Source organism: Coraliomargarita algicola (genome assembly GCF_033878955.1).
GTDB lineage: Bacteria > Verrucomicrobiota > Verrucomicrobiia > Opitutales > Coraliomargaritaceae > Thalassobacterium > Thalassobacterium algicola.
Genome location: NZ_CP138858.1, coordinates 3920994 through 3939531, shown reverse-complemented (window position 1 = coordinate 3939531; position 18538 = coordinate 3920994). Strand labels below are relative to the sequence as shown.

General features: G+C 52.1%; 19 protein-coding genes and 1 tRNA gene. 9 read left to right on the top strand and 11 right to left on the bottom strand.

All coding sequences use genetic code 11. From position 1 onward, the window contains the following. Positions 1-24: 24 nt before the first annotated feature. Positions 25-1476 carry an MraY family glycosyltransferase gene (locus SH580_RS16255; protein WP_319831884.1) on the bottom strand — a complete coding sequence of 484 codons (1452 nt, stop codon included), beginning with the start codon at positions 1474-1476 and terminating at the stop codon, positions 25-27. A gap of 218 nt (positions 1477-1694) precedes the next feature. Next, positions 1695-2240, bottom strand: coding sequence for a GbsR/MarR family transcriptional regulator (locus SH580_RS16250; RefSeq protein WP_319831883.1), 546 nt, complete (start codon positions 2238-2240; stop codon positions 1695-1697). Between the two features lie 335 nt (positions 2241-2575). Between SH580_RS16250 and pdhA the strand changes: the two genes are divergently transcribed. The 4 genes from pdhA (at position 2576) to SH580_RS16230 (ending at position 6414) form a co-directional block, all read left to right on the top strand. Then, positions 2576-3691 (top strand): pyruvate dehydrogenase (acetyl-transferring) E1 component subunit alpha, encoded by a 1116-nt coding sequence (pdhA, locus tag SH580_RS16245; protein WP_319831882.1) that lies wholly within the window; start codon positions 2576-2578, stop codon positions 3689-3691. Between the two features lie 90 nt (positions 3692-3781). Beyond that, on the top strand, positions 3782-4003 hold the full coding sequence (locus tag SH580_RS16240; protein ID WP_319831881.1) for a four helix bundle protein: 222 nt from the start codon (positions 3782-3784) through the stop codon (positions 4001-4003). Between the two features lie 104 nt (positions 4004-4107). Next, on the top strand, positions 4108-5085 hold the full coding sequence (locus tag SH580_RS16235) for an alpha-ketoacid dehydrogenase subunit beta (RefSeq protein ID WP_319831880.1): 978 nt from the start codon (positions 4108-4110) through the stop codon (positions 5083-5085). Positions 5086-5124: 39 nt separating this feature from the next. Then, entirely contained in the window at positions 5125-6414 is a 1290-nt protein-coding gene (locus tag SH580_RS16230) for a dihydrolipoamide acetyltransferase family protein (RefSeq protein ID WP_319831879.1), read from the top strand. A gap of 131 nt (positions 6415-6545) precedes the next feature. Here the strand turns inward: SH580_RS16230 and SH580_RS16225 are convergent, their stop codons facing one another. Continuing rightward, positions 6546-6857 carry a hypothetical protein gene (locus tag SH580_RS16225; RefSeq protein ID WP_319831878.1) on the bottom strand — a complete coding sequence of 104 codons (312 nt, stop codon included), beginning with the start codon at positions 6855-6857 and terminating at the stop codon, positions 6546-6548. Positions 6858-7013: 156 nt separating this feature from the next. Here SH580_RS16225 and SH580_RS16220 point away from each other — a divergent pair, with 156 nt between their 5' ends. The 3 genes from SH580_RS16220 (at position 7014) to SH580_RS16210 (ending at position 9437) form a co-directional block, all read left to right on the top strand. Then, positions 7014-7949: a Ppx/GppA phosphatase family protein gene (locus tag SH580_RS16220; protein ID WP_319831877.1), complete on the top strand. Its 936-nt coding sequence runs from the start codon at positions 7014-7016 to the stop codon at positions 7947-7949. A 2-nt stretch (positions 7950-7951) separates the two neighbouring features. Further along, positions 7952-8527 carry a thymidine kinase gene (locus tag SH580_RS16215; RefSeq protein WP_319831876.1) on the top strand — a complete coding sequence of 192 codons (576 nt, stop codon included), beginning with the start codon at positions 7952-7954 and terminating at the stop codon, positions 8525-8527. Positions 8528-8597: 70 nt separating this feature from the next. Next, on the top strand, positions 8598-9437 hold the full coding sequence (locus SH580_RS16210) for a class I SAM-dependent methyltransferase (RefSeq protein WP_319831875.1): 840 nt from the start codon (positions 8598-8600) through the stop codon (positions 9435-9437). Between the two features lie 11 nt (positions 9438-9448). Here the strand turns inward: SH580_RS16210 and SH580_RS16205 are convergent, their stop codons facing one another. Next, entirely contained in the window at positions 9449-9745 is a 297-nt protein-coding gene (locus SH580_RS16205; RefSeq protein WP_319831874.1) for a hypothetical protein, read from the bottom strand. Between the two features lie 262 nt (positions 9746-10007). On the opposite strand from SH580_RS16205, the gene SH580_RS16200 reads away from it, so the two are divergent. Continuing rightward, complete coding sequence (locus tag SH580_RS16200; RefSeq protein ID WP_319831873.1) at positions 10008-10241, top strand: DUF167 domain-containing protein; 234 nt, start codon at positions 10008-10010, stop codon at positions 10239-10241. Between the two features lie 151 nt (positions 10242-10392). Here SH580_RS16200 and dprA read toward each other — a convergent pair whose 3' ends face one another. The 7 genes from dprA to SH580_RS16165 all read right to left on the bottom strand — a co-directional run bounded on the left by dprA (position 10393) and on the right by SH580_RS16165 (position 18301). Next, on the bottom strand, positions 10393-11511 hold the full coding sequence (gene dprA, locus SH580_RS16195) for a DNA-processing protein DprA (protein ID WP_319831872.1): 1119 nt from the start codon (positions 11509-11511) through the stop codon (positions 10393-10395). A gap of 4 nt (positions 11512-11515) precedes the next feature. Beyond that, on the bottom strand, positions 11516-13075 hold the full coding sequence (locus SH580_RS16190) for an NAD(P)H-hydrate dehydratase (protein WP_319831871.1): 1560 nt from the start codon (positions 13073-13075) through the stop codon (positions 11516-11518). 159 nt (positions 13076-13234) lie between these two features. Next, on the bottom strand, positions 13235-14563 hold the full coding sequence (locus SH580_RS16185; RefSeq protein WP_319831870.1) for an MATE family efflux transporter: 1329 nt from the start codon (positions 14561-14563) through the stop codon (positions 13235-13237). 71 nt (positions 14564-14634) lie between these two features. Beyond that, positions 14635-15387 (bottom strand): pyridoxine 5'-phosphate synthase, encoded by a 753-nt coding sequence (locus SH580_RS16180; protein ID WP_319831869.1) that lies wholly within the window; start codon positions 15385-15387, stop codon positions 14635-14637. Positions 15388-15490: 103 nt separating this feature from the next. Beyond that, entirely contained in the window at positions 15491-16744 is a 1254-nt protein-coding gene (locus SH580_RS16175; RefSeq protein ID WP_319831868.1) for an argininosuccinate synthase, read from the bottom strand. Between the two features lie 106 nt (positions 16745-16850). Further along, a complete protein-coding gene (locus tag SH580_RS16170) occupies positions 16851-17702 on the bottom strand; it encodes a hypothetical protein (RefSeq protein ID WP_319831867.1) in 852 nt (283 codons plus the stop codon). Further along, entirely contained in the window at positions 17699-18301 is a 603-nt protein-coding gene (locus tag SH580_RS16165) for an RNA polymerase sigma factor (protein WP_319831866.1), read from the bottom strand. The genes SH580_RS16170 and SH580_RS16165 overlap by 4 nt, the downstream gene beginning before the upstream one ends. A 138-nt stretch (positions 18302-18439) precedes the next feature. Here SH580_RS16165 and SH580_RS16160 point away from each other — a divergent pair. Beyond that, a tRNA-Lys gene (locus SH580_RS16160) sits at positions 18440-18515 on the top strand. Positions 18516-18538: the final 23 nt, after the last annotated feature.

Here is an 18538-nt window from a genome sequence, read left to right as displayed (position 1 = left end):
CGCTACCAGCAAACTTGCATAAATTTAGTACGTCGGTCGATACAGATTTCTAGCTTTTTGCTCGCGATAATTAGAGGCCTCACTGGCTTTGGCCTCAAAATCCAGCGAACTATCATTCGTCTCTTTCCAACGAACGGCAGCTTTGGACCACGCCTCAGCTGCGATATCGGAAATAATAGAAAACTGACGCTCCGAAAAGTTATCTTTCGCCGCATGCACCGTCAGCGACACATCGGGACCAATTTGATGCGTTTCGCTCCAAAGTAACTCAGGCTCATCATGCGGTGTATCTGGCTGAAAAAAGGTGCGCACCGCCCCCTTAACACTGAGCTCTGCCCGACAAAAGCCCATCTTCTTCAAAATAAACCTATAATCCGCCCACAAGTGCTGCCCGGTGTCCGCACGCTCGGCTTCAACGGTAAACCAATCCCGCAAGTAGAGTGAATTTTTGGTATCCTGCCGCGCCTGAAATGAATCCGTCAGAATATGTTGCACCACTTCAGGCGAGATATTCTGCCCCTTCAAAGTGAACAGCACAATCGCGAAAGCAAAACCCAGAAAAATGGGCAAGTAGCGCCCCTGGTATGAGAAAGCAAGCAAGCCACCAATCAGTGCAAAAAGTGAAATCCCATAGAGAAATACCACCGTTTTCTGACGTGACAAACCTGCACGAATCAAACGGTGATGAATATGCCCCTGATCCGGTCGAAAGATTGGCAAACCTTTAATGCCACGACGCAGCATCGCGTAAGCGACATCCGCAATCGGCAAGGCCAGGGCTAAGACTGGAGCGATCAAAGCCGCTAAGACGGTCCCCTTCTCAGAATTCACCAAAGAGAGTGCGGCGATCACAAAACCAATCAAATAGGCACCGGAATCGCCCATATAAACTTTGGCCGGCGGGAAGTTATGAAAAAGAAACCCCATAATCGCCCCCATCATGCCCAGCGCGAGCACCAGAGAAATCGTAACTCCGGATTGATAGGCCAAAAATGCCAGCAGCGCCATCAACATCAGCCCCACACCACCAGCCAAACCATCCAGACCATCGATCAGATTGATCAGATTCATAATAGTCACGATCCAAGCCACCGTAAGTGCCATGCTAAATATCCCAAGTGGCAACGCGACATCCATAAAGGGAATTCCAATCTTATCAATGGACAGTCCACATTCATGCGCAATCATCGCGATAATGATCTGCGCCAACAACTTGACCCGAGCCCCCAGCGGACGAAAATCATCAATAAAACCAAGTAAGAACGCTCCGGCGGCTCCCACAAAAATACCGTAGTGGACCAGTGTCTTATTATCCATATGATCTAGATAAAAGAAACACAACAGATACGTAAGCGCGAAGCCCGCCACGATCCCCAAGCCTCCAATACGCGGAATAATCCCAGTATGTGTGTGGTGGTGCTGCGGCTGGCTGTCACCGCCCTGCCCTAGGCCGGCATACAAGCAAATATGAATCACCAGCCATGAGCTCAGACAGCCAAGAAGAAGAAAAAATAGAGCAGGAAATAACACGAGATGAAAAGCTGTTAAGGGAGAGCGCGTAAAAAAAAGATCGGACTAATGCACAAACTTTAGCGAGGTCGATAGAAAAAATGAATTACCATGCTGGCGCATGTCTTGACACTTGAAAAGCTTTGCCGAGAAAAAATCAAAGTGTTCCAGTTCATGCCTTAACCTTAAATAACATACTCTTCATCCGAAGAATCTTTTGCGAAGAACTTAGTACCACCGAGTACAGCCATAACAATCGGCACCAATTTACGAGTGCGCTGCTGCCAGGTAAGCAAGGTGCCCAGACGATTTAACGCATGCTTGCGCAAGACTTCATCGCTCTCTTGCTGAATCAAGGAGTCAAGCCCCTCCAAACGCTCGGAACCGGAAGCCAAGTGAGGCTCAAACTGATCTTTTATAAACCCACGCACCAAACGCTTCATGGATAGCTCTGGCTGATAATGATCTCGGCGACTGCCAGCTACATAGTGCAGTTTCACTGCACCGATCTGACGCAAGACCTTCACTCCCTGGCTGACCGACCCTTTACTAATTTGCAAACGCTCCACCAACTCATCAAAAGTGAGCGCCCGCGGCGAACAAAAGAGCAGACCATAAATTTCGCCAATCGAACGCGGCAAGCCAATCAAACTAGCCGCACGAACAAAGACATCGATCATCGATGCCTCCCAAGCGGATAAAGCAGAGTCGTCTATTGGAGATGCAGCCATCTAGCGTGTGAGCAAAAAGTGATAGTATATAAAAAGCGTAAGCTGGCAGCACAGATCAGTTTGTTCAAGTTTTATTGAACAAGATCTACACCCTTCCCCCCGGGCACTCGAAGAATCGGCACTCGCGGACGCGCACGACACCTTTAAATTTCATCAAGCTCCCCCGACGCTCAACTCTCCCCAGCTCAAAGAACCAAGACCACAAGATAAATACATTACGCTAATAATGAATCACGAATAACTTTTCGCGACTCTAAATACCTAAGCATCTCCCAGTTTTTAGGTTTTAGTCTTGTCATCCTGCGGGTCTGTGCGAATTTGAGCAGTCTACGCTTATGGCTACTACGAAAAAGAAATCCACATCGAAAACCACATCGGTGGCCAAGACACCCGCCAAGTCACAGAACTTCGCGACGGCTCCGATTAATAAATCACTTTCCAAAGAAGAAAAGATCGCACTCTACAGCACGATCGTCGGCATTCGCCGCTTTGAAGAGCGCTCGCTGCGGGCCTACAACCAAGGTAAGATTGGCGGCTTCCTGCATCTATATATCGGACAAGAAGCGGTGGCCACTGGCATCGTTTCGCTGATGGAAGAGAACGACCACATCATCACCGCTTATCGCGACCACGGACACGCGCTGGCGGTCGGTATGTCGATGAACGAATGTATGGCCGAGATGTATGGCAAACACACAGGTTGCTCCAAGGGCAAAGGTGGCTCGATGCACTTCTTCGCCCCCGACAAGAATTACTGGGGCGGCCACGGGATTGTCGCAGGGCAGACACCGCTCGGCGCAGGACTCGCCTTCGCACTCAAATATAAAGGCCTCAAGGGCTGCGCACTCGCCTTCCTGGGCGACGGAGCCGTAAACCAAGGCTCCTTCATGGAGACGCTTAATCTGGTATCACTCTGGAACATTCCGGTAGTCTTTGTCATTGAAAACAACGGCTACTCAATGGGCACCAGCCTCAAGCGCTCTTCTGCAGCCGAAAACTTGGCGCACCGTGCCGACGGCTTCGACATGGAGTGGGAAGTATGCAATGGGCACGACGTATTTGAAGTCCGTGAAGTCGCCAATCGTGCAATGGTCCGCGCGCGTGAAGAAATGAAGCCCTTTCTGCTGGAAATCCGCACCTACCGCTATCGTGGTCACTCAGTGGCGGACGCGAACCACGAGAAATATCGAACCAAAGAGGAGATTGAGGAATACAAGCGTACCAAGGACCCGGTCAATGTGATCAAACAACAATTGCTGGCCGACGGCACCCTCACCGAAGCCGAAGCCAAACGTATCGACCAAGAGAAGAAAGATGAGGCCGAAGCTTCTGCGAAATTTGCAGATGAAAGCCCCGTCGCACCTCGCAGCGAGATCCAAACCGACGTCTACTGGGAAGTCGACAACGACACCGAAGGTAAGCTCAAGGGCACCTACTTCTTTAACGACTAGCCCCGAAGGGGCAGATTTGCAGAGAACAGAAGTCAGAGGACAGGAACCAGAAAGCAGAGGACAGACTTACAGAATAGAAAGGAATACGAAATGCTGATCAAAGACGCAAAAGAACTTACAGTTTACCAGAAAAGTTATTCGCTCGCGATGCAGATTTTTGAAGTCAGTAAATCCTTTCCGCGTGAAGAAGCCTTTGCTCTGACCAGCCAAATTCGTCGTTCCTCCCGTTCTGTTCCGATGAATTTGCGCGAAGCTTGGGCGAAACGTCGCTACGAAGCCCACTTCATCAGCAAACTCACAGATCCACTATAGCTTCATTCACTACATTTAAAACGAACTAACTGACATTCGGTCTCTGACCACCGTCAACTGAAACCTGGCCTCTGACTTCTGTCATCTGGCCTCTGAAAAAAACCATGCCACTCATCACATACCGCGAAGCAATCAAGCAAGCACTCGACGAGGAAATCCAACGCGACGAGAACGTCTGCATCATGGGCGAAGAAGTCGCTCAATACAACGGAGCCTATAAAGTAACTGAAGGCCTATGGGAGAAGCACGGCGATAAACGCCTGATCGATACTCCCATCTCTGAAGCGGCCTTCTCAGGCCTCGCGATTGGTGCCTCGATGCTCGGCATCCGCCCTGTCGTTGAAATGATGTTTATGTCCTTCAGCTATGTCGCGATCGACCAGCTGTTCAACAATGCCTCCTTCTGTCGCTATATGTCGGGGGGCTTAATGAATGTGCCCATCGTCGTTCGCGGTCCCGCCAATGGTGGCACGAGCGTCGGCGCGACACACTCACACACACCGGAAAACATGGTGGCCAACCACCCGGGCCTGAAAGTCGTCTGCCCTTCAAACGCTTACGATGCCAAGGGTTTGATGAAAGCCGCCATCCGTGATAACGACCCGGTCTTCGTAATGGAAAACACCCTGCTCTACGGAGAAAAGTGGGAAGTACCGGAAGAAGAATACATCGTCGAGCTCGGCGTCGCCAATGTGCTAAAAGAAGGCAGTGATCTGACGATTGTCTCACACGGCCGCTGTGCGATGCTTTCGCTACAAGCCGCAAAAACGCTGGAAGAAGAGCACGAGATCAGTGTGGAAGTCGTCGACCTGCGCTCCATCCGCCCGTTGGATGAAGAGACCATTTTAAACTCGGTCAAGAAAACACACCGCGTCATGCTGGTAGAAGAGAACAAGCCTTTCTGCGGCGTAGATGCTCAGATCTCCCACATGATTCAGCTCAAAGCCTTCGACTATCTGGACGGCCCGATTCACCGTGTTTCCGCGATCGACGCACCGAACTTCTATTCCAAAGAACTGGAAGACTGGCAGATCCCTAACGAAGAGCGCATTATCGAATGCGCACTGAAAGTTATGGCATAACGAACGCATTCATCTCCTAATTCATAATTCCTAATTCTTATGGCTACACTTATCGACATGCCCAAACTCAGCGACACCATGACGGTGGGCACGCTGGTCAAATGGTTAAAAAACGAAGGCGACGCAATTTCCAGCGGCGACATGATTGCGGAGGTCGAGACTGACAAAGCAACCATGGAAGTCGAGTGCTTCGACGACGGCGTACTGATCAAACAATACGCCGCTGAGGGCCAAGAGGTCGCCGTCGGCGATGCCATCGCAGCGATTGGCGAAGAGGGCGAAGAAGCGCCTGCGGCACAGAATAGCGCACCCGCGGCTGCAGCGGCCGCCGAACCAGAACCAGCCGCCGCAGAATCCACGCCCGCGCCAAGCGAGTCGGCCCCCAAGCCCGAGCCGAGCCCGGCCGCAGCGCCTGCACCCGCGACAACTACAACTGATGGACGTATCAAAGCCTCTCCTTTAGCCAAAAAGATCGCTGCTGATAAAGGCATCGACTTAGTAAGCATTCAAGGCACAGGCCCTGGTGGACGCATCGTCAAAGCAGACGTTGAAAATGCGAAACCCGGAGCAGCCGCCCCGGCCAGCAGCACACCAGCCCCTGCCGCCGCTCCTGTAGCGACTCTGGAAGCCTTGGATCTGCCCGTATCCAACATGCGCAAGAGCATCGCGAAGGCACTGGTAGGCTCCAAAACACAAGCCCCGCACTTCTATCTCCAGATCGAAGTCGACGGAGCCCCACTCGCCAAACTGCGCGCCGAACTCAATGCGAAACTAGCCGATCTCCCCAAGGAGCACGGTGGCACCAAGTTTACAGTCAACGATTTGACACTCAAAGCCGCGGCTGAAGCCGTGCGCCGGGTGCCCGCCATCAATCGCTCATGGGAGGGTGAGAGCATCAAGCAACACCCGAACGTGCACCTCGCCTTTGGCGTTGCGATCGACGACGGCCTGGTCACTCCAGTCATTCGCGCAGCCGAAACCAAAGGCCTGCGCGAAATCGGAGCCGAAGCCAAAGTGCTGATCAAGAAGGCCCGCGACAAGAAGCTAACTCCCAACGAAATGAGCGGTTCTACACTCACGGTCACAAACCTTGGCATGTTTGGCATCTCCGATTTCTACGGCATCATCAATCCCAACAACGCGGCCATCCTCAGTATCGGCGCAACGATTAAGAAACCAGTCGTCAACGACAAGGACGAGATCGTGGTCGGCCAAGTCATGAAAATTGGCCTCTCAGGCGACCATCGCACCATCGACGGCGCAGTCGGCGCACAGTATCTGCAAGCGCTCAAGGAAATCTTGGAAACCCCCGCCTTGATGTTGGTCTAGTCGCTATAGACAGATTTTTCAAAAGCCCGCGAGTCATCGCGGGCTTTTTTTGTGTGACAGAGCGGCCACCACATTCGAAATTCACTGAACAGCGGAGGAAGTCGCCCCCAAGGATAAGCCCTGAGCAACAGTTACTCTGCCAACTTGGCTTCCACCGCTGTCAAGCGCCGCTCCAGCTCAGACACACGAATTTTCAATTGAGCATTTTCCCGCTTTAAAAGTTCCAAATCGTCTGGAATCTCCACCGCATAGTCCAAGTCCAACTGCTCCAATGCTTCGGCTTCAAAAGCAGCCTTCAAATCCAAAACATCAACTGCTTGCTTAAATTCTACCAAGCGCGAGTCGGGGGCCAAATCGGACGCTCCCAACGGCAATGGAGTTTCGTATGCAAACAACAGTGCACTGCTAAAAAACGAAACAACAACCAAAGTTAAAAATCGCATATTCCGAATCTGACAACAATCCAACGAAAGTCCAGCCCCTGTGAATCCTCTCGAAGTAGGATGTCGGACTTCGAACGTTCCCGCCCCAGTCACATCAGATCGTCCTGCTCCCCCATCCAATCTTGACGAAATCCCATCTGCATTGTGCCATGACGCATGCCAGACACAGTCGCAGTCATCGATGTAGGCAGTAACTCCATCAAGTTACTGGTCGCGCGAGCGGGAATTGCTCCCCATAGCTTGGAAACGCTTTTCAGCGAAACCATCGAGACTCGCATTAGCGCTGGCATTAGTCGTGAACTTCCACACTTAAGCGATGAGGCCATGCAAGCCGGCACCCAGACGATCGCGGAGCTACAGCGCATGGCGCACAACTACCATCCCAGCCAGACCGCGATTGTCGCCACCAGCGCAGTGCGCGATGCAATCAACGGACACGAATTCGTCCAAGCGGTTTTTGAAGCAACTGGCTTGCAGATACGCATCCTCAGCGGCCCCGAAGAAGCGACTTACATCGGTCAGGGCCTCAGCTGCGATCCCGCCATCGCTGGCCTGACGCGCTTCATCCAAAGCGATATCGGCGGCGGCAGCCTGGAACTCATTCGCTTCGAGAACGGCCAAATTCAACAAGCGATCTCACTGCAACTGGGCGCGGTGCGACTGACCGAGCAATTTTTGCAAGATAAAGAAGCCCCACTCTCAACCGAGATCGAGCAAGCGATCCGTCGGCATGTAACTGAGCAGCTAACTACCAGCGGCTTCGACTTTCAACCCACTGAACTACCGCTTATCGCCACGGGCGGAGCCTATACCGTGAGCCGTGCTGTATTGGCTGCCCAGACTGACTGCGACATCGAGCAATCCCCACCCCATTTAGAACGCACGACGCTGACCCAGCTCAAAAATCGACTCGCGCCACTCTCACTCCACGAGCGACTCAGCATCCCTCACCTGCCCGCCGCGCGCGCCGACATCATCCCCACTGCACTGATTACCATCGACACACTACTCGAAGTGTCTGGCCGCTCCAGTTTAACTCACTCCTTCTACAATCTCCGCTATGGGATCGCAGCCCATCTGCTCAAACTCTAAACATGGCCAAACTCTATTTCTACTACTCCGCGATGAATGCGGGCAAAAGCACCGTGCTATTGCAATCGAGCCATAACTATCATGAACGCGGCATGAAAACCCTGCTGCTGACGCCCCTAATCGATCAACGTGCCGGCGTCGGTAAAATCGCCTCCCGGATCGGACTCGCCAAAGATGCCACTCCCTTTCAGCCCGAAGACGACTTATTCACATCTATTCACACGGCCCACTTGGCCGACTCACTGGCCTGCGTCCTGATCGACGAAGCGCAATTTCTCACCCGTCCACAAGTCGAGCAACTGGCCAAAGTCGCCGACGATCTATCGATCCCCGTGCTCTGCTATGGCCTGCGCACTGATTTTCAAGGCAACCTCTTTCCTGGCAGCGCCGCCCTACTCGGGTGGGCCGACAACTTAACCGAGCTAAAAACGATTTGTCACTGCGGCCGTAAAGCCACAATGAATCTCCGTACCGACGCCTCCGGCAAACCAATCAAGGTAGGCGAACAAGTCGAAATCGGCGGCAACGAACGCTACGTCGCCATGTGCCGCAAACACTTCGTGCAAGCAATGGCCTAGTGAGACCCATACTGTGGAAATTGAGAAGTTTTCCTTTCCACGCCCCACTCTCTACTCCCTACTGCAATCAATGAACGAATACGAACTCCTCGACAGCGGCCACGGACGCAAACTAGAACGCTTTGGCAAAATTACGCTCAACCGCCCCTGCGCACAAGCGGTTTGGAACCCCAGTCAGCCACAAGCTTGGAAACAAGCCGATGCCTTCTTTACACGTAAGCAAGGCCTCGAATGGCGCGGACGGGACAAGCTGCCAGACTCTTGGATCGCGCAGGTCAATGGCGTAAAAATGAAGCTTTCGACCACTGACTTTGGGCACTTAGGCGTCTTTCCCGAAACTCGCGCCATGTGGAACTGGATTCGAGATCACATAAGCAAGGCCAGTAAGCGCCGCAATGAACCGCTCAACTTCCTAAACCTGTTCGCCTACTCAGGAGGAGCCACATTAGCAGCGGCACAAGGCGGAGCGCACTGCTGCCACGTCGACGCGTCCAAAGGCATGGTCGCCTGGGCGCGCGAAAACGCCAAACTCAACGGACTCGCCGAGCACCCGATCCGCTGGATTGTCGACGACGTCAATAAATTCCTGACTCGCGAAATCAAACGTGGCCGCCGCTATGACGCAATACTGCTCGACCCTCCCTCCTTTGGACGTGGCAAAGGCGGCGAGCTATATAAGATCGAGCACGCGCTACTGGAGACACTCCAGCTGGTGCAAAAAGTCATGAGCAACCAGCCCTGTTTCGTTTACCTGACCAGTCATACTCCCGGATTTACCCCAATCGTGCTGAAAAACTTAATCCAACAGCTACTGGGCAATGGCCAACTCGACTGCGGCGAGATGTTACTAACTGGTTCAGAAAACACCTTCACAGTCCCCAGCGGCACTTGGGCTCGCTGGGAAAAATAATGCAGCGTGACTCAAGAAGCCTGACGGCGACGAATCATCACAAAAGTCATTCCAACAAAGCCTGCCAACAGGGCCAAGCTGCCCAATTCTGAATCTACATTGAGCTCAAAACCACTCACTGCAGGTCGTTCCTTCGCGATGACTGCGGCACCTGCAATCTCGTCACGCCCTGTTGCAGCCTCACTAAGACCTAGGATTTGCTCCTCTGCGCTAGGCTGTTCAACTAAAACGCTAGATGTAATCGAGGATGCGCCCGCAGTTGTTACGGCGAAGCAAATGGCACTGGCTAGATAGAGTATAGTCTTCATTATTTATTAATTACGTGAATGTTTGGTAGATGAATTCAAGTAAGCCTAGCATGTTGAATGCTAGATTGCGTAAAAAAGATGTTTGCCCAACGCATTTCGAGCAAAATAACGCAATAAAAGCATATAATTACTAGAAAAAGATACATGAATAGAACCTACACGTAAGCAAATAACATGCCGAACCTACCTCAGATAAATATAAGCACTAAACACTACAGGAAAATTACGTAGTGCCTATTTTTTTCCTGAACCAGCAGCTCCAATGAAAGAAGAAACGCTACAAATCAAAGTAAAACCCAACTCCAAAACCAGCGAACTGGAGCAACTAGCCGATGGCACATGGAAGGCCTGCATAAAATCACCACCGGTCGATGGAAAGGCGAATCAGGAATTGATCAGCTTGATTTCAAAAACACTCAAATGCCCGAAACGAGCGATCTGTATCAAAGTCGGCACTGCGGGCCGCATGAAGATCGTTAAGATTCAAGTGAGCTAAAAATGACATGGTCACCTGCTGTAGTTTGGCCGCGACCAGCCGAGACGTCCAGCCATTCGATCTTGGACGTTCCCATTCATCTATTATGCTAGAGAACGACGACATCGCCCAGTGCCCCCAGACACAACAGCATTGACTCGCCAATCTCTAACTAGCGCGCCTCAAAACGCCCGTCAGCTCGCTTAACAATTAAACGCTTAATTTCTAGCCCCATTAAAGTCGCAGAAATTTCTGCCGCCCCACGGTTGAGCTGCTGCGAGATCTGATCAGGCGCACACAATTCTCCACCAGTAAAACAATCAAGCACCTCACACTCTAAAGAACTCAAAGACGGCCGTGAACCAGTATCTTCGAATACTAATTCGCCCTCAGGCTGCAGCTCTGGACGTGCATAGCGTAACTCTTCCAAAATGTCGTCCACCGAAGTCACCATAGTCGCCCCATCGCGAATCAGCTGATGACAACCAGCACTGCTAGCCTGATCAATACGCCCGGGAACAGCCATAATCTGCCGGCCTTGCTCCCCGGCAAAACGTGCGGTTATCATGCTACCACCAGACACGTCACTTTCAATCACGATCACAGCCTCGCACATGCCTGCCACCACCCGATTACGCATGGGAAAAGTTTGTCGGTCCGCCCGGCGACCAAAAGGAAATTCACTCGCCACGGCACCCTGAACTGCGATTTGCTGATATAGATCCAAATTCTCCGGCGGATAAACAATATCCAATCCGCAACCGAGCACAGCCACGGTTTGACCTCCTGCTTCCAAGGCGCCTTCATGCGCGGCAGTGTCGGTGCCGCGCGCCATGCCGCTGACAATACAAAATCCGAGCCGCGCAAGCTCTGCCGCGAATTTTCTAGCAATATTAAGGCCATAGAGTGTTGCGCGGCGTGTTCCAACGATCGCAACGCATGGCCGGTCAACATTATACTCCCCCTTCCAATACAAACCAATCGGTGGATCATACATCTCTTTAAGCATAGGAGGAAAACTACTATCAGTCTGCGCAAGGAAACGTATGCCAGAAGCTTTCATACGGCTGACTTCTCTCGCTAAGTCGAAATGCTCGGACCAATGCGTCAACACAGTGGCAGCTTTATCGCCGACTCCTTTCACCTGCATTAACTTTTGGCGATCCCCCTCAAGGACAGCAACTGGATCATGATCAAAAGCGTCTAACAAGCGCCGCAGCATAATGGGCCCCACATGCTGTAAACCGTTCAGAACGAGCAAGGCCTGCCGAGGTTTTAATGACGCTGCCATAAGATCAACCGCGTAAAACCTCGGGTAAGTAATCCAGTATCTGAGTGGTGTTCACCGCGACTTGCCCCTTCGCTCGCGCCAGACGTTGCGCCGCCAAGCCGTGCAACATCACGCCACGTGCCACCGCTAAAGGCACCGCCACATTGCCTTGCGCCAGCATACCACCAATGATACCAGAGAGCATATCACCACTCCCGCCACGCGAGAGCACTGGGCCTCCTTGCGTGCTATACATCACCGTCTTCCCATCGCTGATACGCGTATTCGCGCCCTTGAGCACAGTCACTACATGATACACTTGAGAAAAGCCAAGCATAGCCTCGAGTGAATTATTCGGTTCTGGTAATTTAGCAATCCGCATAAACTCTCCCATGTGCGGGGTAATGACGATTGGCGCGTAATCCACACGGCGCTTTTGCACCACTTCCATCGCCCGTACACACAACGAATCCGCATCCAACAATATAGGTAAATCGACGCGCTTGACGATCTGCTGAGTGATCAATTCAGTGCTGCGCCCCAGCCCCATTCCAGGACCAACAAGCACGGCTGTCGCATAACGAATACGATTCAGCAACAAGGACATGGCACGCGGATTTAACATACCGTGAAAAGTTTCCGGCCAGGGAATCCACATCGCTTCAGGCACTTGAGCGGATAAGGCACCCGCAACCGATGCAGGCACAAATGCAGTGACTAAGCCGACCCCTGAGCGCACTGCAGCCTTCACTGCCATCAGCAAGGCTCCTGGCATAAAAGCCGAGCCACCAACAATGAACAGATGGCCAAACGAACGCTTATCCACGGCCGCAGGACGTAAACGTCGCACAGGATCGAGCACTGCATCCGTGAGCACCACTTGCTCAGTCACCAATTCCTTCCCCTGCGGCGTTTCAAAGAAACCAAGGTCTACATAGCGCACACGACCACAGTCCGCGATGCCCGCAAAGAGTGGCTGCTTCACCACTCCTGTCGCATAACTAAAGTCCGCATCAAAAGTACGTGCGCCCTCCCAGACTTCGTCCCCTGTCCCACTCGGCAAGTCAACAGATGCACGTAAGTCGATTCCTTCAAAGGCATTGACGGCTGCAATTAAAGCCGCCACTGGCTCACGCAACGGGGGCTTAAAAGACATGCCTAAGAGACCGTCGATACAGATATGAAAGCCCTCATAGCCACCTACTCGCATCAGCATTTGCGTCAACTTAACAACATCGCTCTGCTCTGAGATCGAATGTATTTGAACCCGGCCTTCTACTTGCTCCAGCGCCCGGACAGTCAACGGCCGCAGTTGATCAGCATGCGCCGCTAAAATAACATCGACCTTAGCACGCGGATAATCTGCCAGTAATTGTCCACACGCAAGTAGCGCATCCCCTCCATTGTGCCCCTTGCCAACCAAGGCTAAAACCCGTAAATGCTCTGGCACCGGACGAATCTCTGCGTAGTCTTCCACAAGCAAACGAGCAATCCCCTGCCCCGCCCGCACCATGGCAGTCCACTCGGCTGACTCATCTATCAGTAGCGCAGTCTCAAAGTTCTTTGCCTCGCGACAAGTAAGCACAGGATGTGCATGTGGTTGAACGGTCATTAATTGAAATCGCAGATAAAAAACGGTTTAGTCGGCTGTTTGAATACGCACCCTAGCGAGGAAATTAAAAAATACACGTTTTATCTTAGCTCTGACATCATTGAGCTCAAATTTATAAATCGATTGAAAAAATCAGACATGTCTCAACTTCAACCACACACGCAGACTCAAAGCAACTGCCGCCATCCCGAGACCAAAAGCTAAGCCTGACCAGACTCCAATCACGCCCAATCCACCGACAAAGCCTAAGCTGGCCCCCATAGGGATGGCCAATATCCAAAAGCAAACGAACAAAATAACCGTAGGAAAATTTACATCGCGCATGCCTCGCAGCGCCGCACCGCTAATCACCTGAATACCATCAAAGAGCTGAAAAATCGCCACAATGACCAGAATCGAAACCGTCAGTGCGATCACCTCAGTGTCGGTAGTAAAACTCGCAGCGATTGAACGACCGAAAAACACGTAACCTGTCGCACAAATCAGCATGATACACATACCAATCAACTGCGCCCCCCATAGAAGCGTACCTGCACGCTCGACTTGCCCCGCACTCATTGCATGCCCCACTCGAATCGTGACAGCCATCGCCACCCCCAGCGGCAACATAAATGTGGTCGCAGCACAAGTGATCGCGATTTGGTGCGCAGCCAGCGGAACCGCCCCAAACTGCCCAATCAAAAGCGCGCCGAGGCCAAAGGCGCCCATTTCGATGAGCAACTGCCCGCCGACAGGAGTCCCCAGCAAGATGAGCTTACGGCACTCCACACGATCCAGCCGCTGAAACCATACAGGGGGCAAGGCAGCTGCTAGGCGTCGCGAACCGATCAAATAATACCATAACACCCCCAAAGTCGCAAAGCGTGCCAAACAGGTAGCTATGCCTGCCCCCGTGAGCCCCATCGCAGGAAAACCAAGATATCCAAAAATCAAAATCGCATTTAACACGACATTTAATCCCACCCCCCCGAGCTGAATCCAAAGTACCGTCCACGGCTGACTCTGTGCCTCCGCAAAACCCTTGATCACCATCGTCGGCACCACTGCCAAAAACGAGAGTCCAAGCCAATAAAGATAGGCTGGCACGACCGCAATCACCTCAGAGGGTTGCCCCATCTTTCCTAGAAAAGGAACACTTAAGAAAATCAGTCCCGTTAAAATGATCCCGAGCGCACACGACATAAAAAAACCATTGCGCAAGGTCTCCCCCGCTTCGGCAGCGGATTCTCGACCATGCGAATGAGCCACCTGAATCGACACTGCAATAGCCAGCCCAATACCAATAGCCAAAGGCAAATAGAGCAGTGCATTGGCAAAAGCCGCGGCTGCCAAGTCCACAGTACCGACGCGCCCGATCATCAGCGTATCCGTCAACCCTAATAACATTTGGCTGACTTGTCCCGCAATCAACGGAAGTGCAAGTACCAGTGTCTTACGATTCTCCTGTAGTAAAGTAGACACAGACCTACAAGCATCTCCATCGCTGACTGCGCCAATAAACACACATGCGCATACAACTAGATTTCAGACTGTTATCCAAGCAAGGCCTTCATCTCACTCACCGCTTGTTCCACACCGACAAAAAGTGCACGGCTCACGATCGAGTGTCCGATATTCAATTCGTGTAAGTGCGGTAGCGTGATGACTTCGGAAATATTGGTATAATTAATGCCATGCCCGGCATTTACAGTAATCCCTAAGCGGTGTGCAAGCTCGGCACCCGCGCGCAGTGTATCCAGTTCCTGAGCACGTCCGGCATGATAGTATGCATTCGCATAAGCCCCCGTATGCAACTCGATCCACGGACTTTTTAATTCGGCCGAGGCTTCGATCTGCGCCGGATCAGGATCGATAAATAGACTCGTCACGATCCCGGCCTCAGTCATCGCTGCAACCACTTCGCCGACACGTGATTTTTGCCCGACAATGTCCAGACCGCCTTCTGTAGTCACTTCTTCACGACTTTCCGGCACCAGACATACCGAATCTGGCTTCAGCTTGAGCGCATACTCGATCATCTCCGCCGTGCAGGCCATTTCCAGATTTAAGCGCGTCGCGATTTGGGCGCGCGCGCGTTGCACATCCACATCCTGCACGTGACGGCGATCTTCGCGCAAGTGCATGGTGATGCCGTCAGCTCCTGCCCGCTCACAAGCAAGGGCAAACTCGACACAATCCGGCTCGACCTCATCACCATGGCTGAGCGCATGCTCACGATAACGGGCCTGACGGACGGTAGCGACGTGATCCACGTTCACACCAAGGAGAATCTTAGCAGCTTTCATAGTCAAATCTGTGAGTCAAATAGCCGAAGTCTCGCGACTTCGGCTACCATATCAGACCAAAGTCTCTCGACTTCGGCTAAGGAAATAATTAAGCGAACAATTTCTACTCGCGCGAGAGCTTACTTTCTGAAGCGATTTCAGGCCCGCCCTGTGCAATCGCACGGCGGCGTAAACGAAGCGCGTTCAGATGGATGAAACCACTGGCATCATCTGGATTGTAATCACTATCGACGCCTTCCATCGATGCGATGTTTTCGTCATATAGAGAAAGCGGTGACTTGCGACCAACCGTCGTGACATTGCCCTTGTAAAGCTTAAGGCGCACTGTGCCTGTAACGGTTTTTTGCGAGTCATCGATCAGAGCCTGCAGCGCTTCGCGCTCGGGCGCATACCAGAAACCATTATAGACCAACTCAGCATAACGAGGGATCAAGCCATCCCGCAAGTGAGCGAGTTCGCGGTCCATTGTGATTGTTTCCAAATTGCGATGACCTTGCAGCAAGATTGTGCCACCTGGCGTCTCGTAGACACCACGGCTCTTCATACCTACGAAGCGATTCTCGACGATATCCACACGCCCGACGCCGTGCTTACCAGCCAACTTGTTCAAGTGCTTCATAACCTGAGCTGGATTCATAGCAACGCCATTCACAGCGACACAGTCACCACGTTCGAAATCAAGCTCGACGTATTCAGGCTCATCCGGCGCATCTTCGGGCGCGGTTGTCAGCTTGTACATCCCTTTGTTGTCGTCGGTCGTCGGATCAAACCAGGTGTCTTCTAAAATGCCAGCTTCATAAGAAATGTGCAGCAAGTTACGATCCATCGAATATGGCTTCGAAGCGCTGGCTTCGACATCGATATTGTTCTCACGACAATAGTTGATCATTTCCGTGCGCCCTGGAAAGGCCTTACGAAAGACCTCCATGCGCCAGGGGGAGATAATTTGCAACTTAGGCGCGAGTGCCGCGTATCCCAATTCAAAGCGAACTTGGTCATTCCCCTTACCTGTGGCGCCGTGTGCAACTGCATCCGCACCTTCACGCTCCGCAATCTCAACGTGTGCCTTTGCGATCAGCGGACGCGCAATCGATGTGCCGAGCAAGTATTGGCCTTCGTAAATCGCATTGGCACGCATCATCGGAAAGATGAAGTCACGCGCAAACTCTTCGACCAAATCCACTGTATAGTGCGCAGAAGCACCGGTTGCTTTCGCCTTTTCCGCCAGGCCGTCGAGCTCCTCTTCTTGGCCGACATCCGCAGCGAAAGTAATAATTTCCGCGTTATAGTGCTCCTTGAGCCAACTAACGAGAACGGAGGTGTCGAGACCACCAGAGTATGCGAGTACAATCTTCATAGTAAAAATATAGAAAAAGAAGCTACCAGAACTGTGATTCCAACGCGTAGACGCAAGCGGAAAGCAGGCAGATACCACGAATTACAGCAAGAAATCACCCGCCCGACTACTTAAAACTAGCCAGAGAAGAATGAAAACCACTCGGCCAGCGTGAGCCAGGCTCATACTGCGTCGACTCCGCTTCAACTCGCAAGATCTGCGGTGTTGGCATCGGCAACATTTGCTGCACCCCTGCGAGCAGCTCTGCGCTATTGCGAGTCGGCGTCGGCCGTTGAGCGGCTGCCAAGCTGACAGGGCGCAATCGCTTTACTTCAGGAGTGTGCTCGGGGCGCAAGCCCATCAAACGAAGCTGTGCCGCAATACTTGCACGATGATTGCTCGCACGCTGATCCTGCGTCGTCGCAAAACGCCGAAGCTCACTGCGCCCAATAGTATCAAGCGGATCAACTTCTGCTAGCTCGTTCGCATTCACCCCTTTCAAAGGCGGTTGCGAGGCAATATGGGTACTATCTCTAAAAACAGGCACCAACAATGTAACCCCGATAGCAAAGGATGCCGCGAGCCCGGTCCCAATGATCCAACGCGAAAAATGAACCTTCTCAGTCGCTGAGCCTTTCTCGACTCGGGCCGAAAACTCAACCGACCGGTGACTCGAGTGCGAAGATGACTGCCGGCTAGCATGCCTCAAGCCCCCAGCACGAGCCTCACGGCTTCTCGACAAAGACGCCCCCGACCGGCTGGACGCGCGCCCCGACGAGCGACTGGAACTCGAACGATGCTTCGCAGCCTGCGGCTGCAGTGCCAATCGCATTGCTTGATGCAAACGACAACGCTCCTGAAACGCCGCCTTGCGCTTAGCATTTACAGCTAACTCAGCCTTCAAATCCGCCAGGCCTCGCTCAGAAATCTCTTTATCTAAATAAAGATTTACCAGCTCTGTAAATTTCTCTTCGGTCATGCAAAATCGTCGCCCATCAGATCGCGCAGACTGTCCCGCGCACGGGCAATTCTGCTCTTCACTGTGCCCACACTGATCTCTAACTGCTGCGCAATCTCGTCGTAGGACAGGTTCTTAACATTTCGTAAAATCAAAACTTCTTTATGCTTCTCGTTCAGACCTTGCATGCATTCAGACACGCGGTCAACAAACTCTTGCGTCACCGCGGCCTCCGAAGGGTCTTCCCCGGCACAAGGCATCACATTTTCCAACGTCATACTACCATCATCTGTCAGCGGCTGATCCAAAGAGATCGATTGATCACGCTTACGACGGAACCAATACCAATAGCGATTATGCGCCAAATTGGTGGCGATTTGATACAGCCATGTCGAAAAAGAAGCATCGCCTCTAAAATTTTCCAAGCCCCGATGCGCGCGTATAAATGCATCCTGAGTCACTTCCTCCGCATCTTGTTTATTTTTAAGCAATTGCGAAACACGTGCAAAAATTCGGTCGTAATAGCGCGTGACCATGTCGTTATAAGCAGCCATATCGCCTGCCTTGATGCGCTCAATCAGCAAATCATCAGGATGAATCGTCTCAGTCTTAGCACTCATAGTTGTGTTCATGTAGGGTAGATCGTTAAAAGCTTAGATTTGTTCCAAGAAAGTTCGTTCAAATAAAAAAATAAAAAATAGTATGACAACCCTTGACAAGAGCGCCCCGCACAACTTTTATCCCGCGCTTTCGTGTAGGGGTTGTTAGCTCAATCGGTAGAGCAGTTGACTTTTAATCAATTGGTTCGGGGTTCGAGTCCCCGACAGCCTACCACTTTAAAGCCGCTTGAACAAAAT